Below are 5,284 nucleotides of genomic sequence, written 5' to 3'. Positions count from 1 at the left end.
GGCTCGTAGATGTGTATACGCGACACCGACGGCTGCGGCCCTCGCGGCAGCGCCCGCCCGGGCGGGCGATGCCGCGAGGGCCGCAGCCGTCGCGATCCCGCCGAGCAGGGCGCGTCGGTCGATGGTGGTGGTGTCGTGCACGGGCGTCATCCGCTGGGGTGTGGGGGACGAGGCATCTTCCGTGCCGGCGCGGCCGGGAGACACGCGGCGCCCCGGTCAGTACCCCTTCTTCACCTGCGCCAGCGCGCCGGTGAGGCCGCGGGCGATGCGGGCGCGCTCGTCGGGCGAGGCGTCGCGGGCGACGACGACGTATTCCCGGCGCGAGACCAGGGTCAGGCGCTGCAACCCGAACTCCTCGTCCTCGACCTGGGTGAGCTTGGTCCAGAGCGGGTTGAAGCGCCATTGGTGGCGCTCGCCGCGGTGGCTGACGCGGGTGAGCAGGATCTCGAGCTGGGAGATCATCACCTCCTCGAAGGAGCGGCCGCGGCGGAAGCTGACCTTGAGCGCGGCGTAGATCGCCAGCATGTCGAGGCCGAAGAAGCCGGCGACCGGCCAGAAGCCCATGCGCCAGCACCAGACCGAGATCACCAGCGAGACCAGGCAGCAGCCCGTCATCACCACCTTGAAGCCGGCGCGGCTCAGGGACTGGGCCGGCCGGATGGTGGCCGAGAACACCGGCCGGTCGATGGTATCGGGATCGAGGCCGTCCGGGTGGACGTGGAGGTTGCCGCTCGCCATGGGGCCAATATAACCCGACGATGCCAGCCAGGAAGCCGCCCGCCGTGAAGAAAGCCGCGATCGGGGGCACGCTCGCCCGACCGATCGTCGCATGCGCCACCCGCGCGCCCGATCCGGTCGGCCCCGAGGCCGTCGTCGCGATCTTCTCGCGCCTGCGGGCGGCCAATCCCGAGCCGCGGGCCGAGCTCACGTTCCTCAACCCCTACACGCTGCTCGTCGCGGTGGTGCTGTCGGCCCAGGCGACCGACGTCGGCGTGAACCGGGCGACCGGGCCGCTCTTCGCGATCGCCGACACCCCGGAGGCGATGCTGGCGCTCGGCGAGGACCGGGTGCGCGACTTCATCCGCACGATCGGACTGTTCAACACCAAGGCGAAGAACGTGATCGCGCTCTCGCGCATCCTGGTCGAGCAGCACGGCGGGGTGGTTCCGCGCAGCCAAGCGGAGCTGCAGGTGCTGCCCGGCGTCGGCGCCAAGACCGCGAGCGTGGTGCTCAACGTCGCCTTCGGCGAGGCCCGCATCGCGGTCGACACCCACATCTTCCGCGTCGCCAACCGCATCCCGCTGGTGGTCGCCGCCACCACCGACAAGGTCCAGGCCGGGCTGGAGGCGCTGGTGCCCGAGCCCTTCCGCCTCAATGCCCACCACTGGCTGATCCTGTTCGGCCGCTACGTCTGCAAGGCGCGCAAGCCCGACTGCCCGAACTGCCCGATCGCCGACCTGTGCCGCTACCCGGACAAGACGGCGTGAGGGGGCGCCCCGGTGCGAGGCCTGCAAGGGGGAAGGCATCCCGCCATCCCGCCCGCCATCCCGGGGCGCCGAAGGCGAGCCCGGGATGACGGGGCGGGCGCGGGAAGCGTGCGCGCGACGGACGAACGCCGCCGTCGACCAAGGCCGAGGAAGGCGCGCCGCGCGTATCCCCCACCCGGCTAACGCGTTGTGCTGCCAGCGCGCTTCGGGTAGTTTGCGGCACGGTCGCCGGGGTTCCCAGCCATGACATGTGCCCGCGGCCCGACCTCTCCCGAGGTCTGAACGCCGCGGAATCCGCGCACGTCTCGTCGCCAAGGAGCCACGGCCCGATGGACTTCCTCAAACCACGGTACACGCCTATGAACCGCCGCCGTCGCATCTACGAGGGCAAGGCGAAGGTCCTCTACGAGGGTCCGGAGCCGGGAACGCTCATCCAGCACTTCAAGGACGACGCGACCGCCTTCAACGCGAAGAAGCACGAGATCATCGACGGCAAGGGCGTGCTGAACAACCGGATCTCGGAGTTCGTCTTCCAGCACCTCAACGACATCGGCGTGCCGACCCATTTCATTCGCCGGCTCAACATGCGCGAGCAGCTGATCCGCGAAGTCGAGATCATCCCGCTCGAGGTGGTGGTGCGCAACGTCGCCGCCGGCTCGCTGGCGACGCGGCTCGGGCTCGAGGAGGGCACCCAGCTGCCGCGCTCGATCATCGAGTTCTACTACAAGAACGACGCGCTCAACGACCCGATGGTGTCGGAGGAGCACATCACCGCGTTCGGCTGGGCGACGCCCCAGGAGATCGACGACATCATGGCGCTGGCGATCCGCGTCAACGACTTCCTGTCGGGCCTGTTCCTCGGCGTCGGCATCCGCCTGGTCGACTTCAAGATCGAGACCGGCCGCCTGTGGGAAGGCGACATGATGCGCATCGTCGTCGCCGACGAGATCTCCCCGGATTCGTGCCGGCTGTGGGACATCAAGTCCGCCGACAAGCTCGACAAGGACCGCTTCCGCAAGGATCTCGGCGGCCTGATCGAGGCCTATACCGAGGTCGCCAAGCGGCTCGGGATCATGTCGGAGAACGAGAAGGTCCAGACCGGCGGACCGCGCCTGGTCCAGTAGGGCCGTCGACGGCGCCCGCGCGCAGCCGGGCGTGGGTCGAGAGATCGGGATCGAAGCCCGGATGATAATGGGGGTCCTGCGCCAGCAGCGGCCCCCATCGCATTTTGAATGCCGCGACCTCGCGGGCGTGGCGGCTTTCGGCCTCCGGCGAGCGCCTACGGCTCGCGCCCTCGCGGTGATGCAGCACCGCGCCTGGCACCATCAGCGTGCGGTGGCCGGCCGCGTTCAGGCGCAGGCACAGGTCGACGTCGTTGAAGTCGACCGCGAAATGCGCGGCGTCGAAGCCGCCGACCGCGCGGAACTTGGCCGCCTCGACCACGAGGCAGGCGGCGGTGACGGCCGAGACCGCATGCGTCGCCCGCAGGCGCATGCCGTCGCCGGGGGCGTCCCCGGGGAAGTGCCGATGCGCGTGGGTGGCGAGGCCTCCGGTGCCGAGCACGATGCCGCCGTGCTGGATCCGGCCCTCCCCGTCGAGCAGCTTGGCGCCGACCGCGCCGATCTCGGGCCGCAGCGCCTCGCGCACCATCCGCCCGAGCCAGTCCGGCCTGAAGGCCTCGACGTCGTTGTTGACGAAGGCGAGCAGCGCGCCCCGCGCCAGCGCGGCGGCGGCGTTGTTCATGCCGGCGAAGTCGAACGGGCCCGGGCAGGCGACGATGCGCACCCCCTCGCCTTCGAGGGCGCGGAAGTAGGCCAGGGTCTCGGGCGCGCGGCTGTCGTTGTCGGCGATCAGGATCTCGAGGCTCGGCCAGTCGGTGCGGGTGCGCAGGCCGTCGAGGCACGCGCGCAGCAGATCGACCCGGTCGCGGGTCGGGACGATGACGCTGACCAGGGGAAGCGGATCGGGCAGCGGATGCAGGGCCGAGACGACGCCGTCGGGTTCGCGCGCCAGCCCGGTCGCGGCCCGACCAGTGCGGTCGAGGTGGCGGCGTAGGCTGGCGAGCCGGGTTTCGAGATGTGCGTCTCGCGGCCCCCGCCTTCCCTCGCCCTGAAGCGGGAGAGTGTGGGCCTCGCGCGAGCGAGGGTCGGGAGCGGGGAGCGCCGTAGCCAGATCGGTCGCTCCCCTCTCCCGCCCGCCTTCGGAGGGTCCCCTCCCCCGCAGAGGGGGGAGGGAAGACGCGCGGTCGGAAGCGAGGTCCGGCCCGATCCGAACCGACACGATCCCCGGCAGGTGCCCGATCGCGTCCGGGCCGAAGCGCTCGACGATGCGCAAGGCGGCGTCGAGGGCCGAGATCTCCGCGTCCCCGCCGGCGATCGCGCAAAGGCTCGTCCGGCGCACGGCGAGCACCGGGCCGAGCCAATCGACGGCCATCAGGTAGTCGGGATCGAAGGCCGGGCGCAGCAGCGGGAACACCGGGCCGCCGGGCGAAGCCTGGACCAGCGCGTCGCCGTAGAGCGCATGCAGGCTCGGATCGGCGGCGAAGGCGGCGGCGAAGGCCCGGCGGGCACCCGCGACGAGCGCGTGACCCGGTGCCGTGAGCAGGCGGAGGTCGGGATCGTCCGACGGGACGGGCTCGGTCGGAAACCGGTCCAGGATCCCGGGCGGCAGCGCCAGGCGGTGATCGATGCCGACGAGGGCCGCGCATCGCTGGCGCGCGCGCAGGCGCCGGCCGGTGAGGCGGGCCCAGAGGATCGCGAAGGTCCGCCGCGGATGACGCGCCAGGGTGGCGGCGACGGCGCGCGTGCCCGAGCCAGCCATGGCTATTCCAGGTCCTCGCCGAAGGTCGTGAGCGACAGGGCGGGATGATAGGACGGATCGTGCCGGATCACGTCGCGCCAGCGCTCGGTGAAGCGGGCGGCCTCCGCCTCGAACCGGATGCGCTTGGCGCCCACCGACGGGCCGCGGCTGACCGATTCGAGGTGGGCCAGGGTGGCGGCCGGCGTCCACACCGTCTTGCAACCGGCCGCCCCGAGGCGGAGGCAGAAATCCACGTCGTTGAAATCGACCGGGAACGCCTCCGCGTCGAAGCCGCCGACCGCCCGATAGTTTTCCCGTGAAACAGCGAGGCACGCGGCGGTGACGGCCGAGACCTCGTGCGCGACCCGCATCTGCCCGAGACGGCCGGGGCTGCCCGCGGGGCGCTTGCGCAGGATGTGCCCGGCCCGCCCGCCGAGCCCGACGACGACGCCGGCATGCTGCAACGTGCCGTTCGCGTAGAGCAGCTTGGCGCCGACCGCGCCGACCTCCGGCCGCAGCGCCTGACGGACCATCGCGTCGAGCCAATCCGGGTGCAGCACCGCCACGTCGTTGTTGAGCAGCACGACGACGGCGCCGGTCGCGGCCGCCACCCCGGCATTGACCATCGCCGAGAAGTTGAAGGGCGCATCGAACGCGACGATCCGCACCCGCCGATCGCGCCGGAGCGCGTCGTAGTGAGCGAGGACCGCCGGATCGGTCGAGCCGTTGTCGACGATCACGCACTCGATCGCAGGGTAGGCGGTCTCGTGCAGGACGCCGCGGCAGACCCGCTCGATCAGGTCGAGCCGGTCGCGCGACGGGATCACGATGCTGACGCGCGGCGCCGGCTCGGGCAGCGGCCAAAGCAGGTCGACGACGCCGGCATGCTGCAACGTGCCGTTCGCGTAGAGCAGCTTGGCGCCGACCGCGCCGACCTCCGGCCGCAGCGCCTGACGGACCATCGCGTCGAGCCAATCCGGGTGCAGCACCGCCACGTC

General features: G+C 71.7%; 5 protein-coding genes. 2 read left to right on the top strand and 3 right to left on the bottom strand.

Translation table 11 applies throughout. The features are described 5' to 3' along the window. Window positions 1-216: 216 nt before the first annotated feature. Window positions 217-738, bottom strand: coding sequence for a DUF2244 domain-containing protein (locus FV230_RS24090; protein ID WP_147728907.1), 522 nt, complete (start codon window positions 736-738; stop codon window positions 217-219). 44 nt (window positions 739-782) lie between these two features. Here FV230_RS24090 and nth point away from each other — a divergent pair, with 44 nt between their 5' ends. Together nth and purC are read left to right on the top strand one after the other, a co-directional pair. Then, complete coding sequence (nth, locus tag FV230_RS24085; protein ID WP_246694979.1) at window positions 783-1,487, top strand: endonuclease III; 705 nt, start codon at window positions 783-785, stop codon at window positions 1,485-1,487. A gap of 329 nt (window positions 1,488-1,816) precedes the next feature. Beyond that, entirely contained in the window at window positions 1,817-2,611 is a 795-nt protein-coding gene (purC, locus tag FV230_RS24080; RefSeq protein WP_147728905.1) for a phosphoribosylaminoimidazolesuccinocarboxamide synthase, read from the top strand. Here the strand turns inward: purC and FV230_RS24075 are convergent. Next, window positions 2,559-4,307 carry a glycosyltransferase gene (locus FV230_RS24075; protein ID WP_147844195.1) on the bottom strand — a complete coding sequence of 583 codons (1,749 nt, stop codon included), beginning with the start codon at window positions 4,305-4,307 and terminating at the stop codon, window positions 2,559-2,561. The genes purC and FV230_RS24075 overlap by 53 nt on opposite strands. A 2-nt stretch (window positions 4,308-4,309) precedes the next feature. Beyond that, a partial coding sequence (locus FV230_RS24070) for a glycosyltransferase (RefSeq protein ID WP_147844194.1) occupies window positions 4,310-5,284 on the bottom strand: 975 nt, incomplete at its 5' end.

Origin of the sequence: Methylobacterium sp. WL6 (assembly GCF_008040095.1) — a bacterium.
Lineage (GTDB): Bacteria > Pseudomonadota > Alphaproteobacteria > Rhizobiales > Beijerinckiaceae > Methylobacterium.
This window is presented reverse-complemented; position numbering and strand designations above follow the sequence as displayed.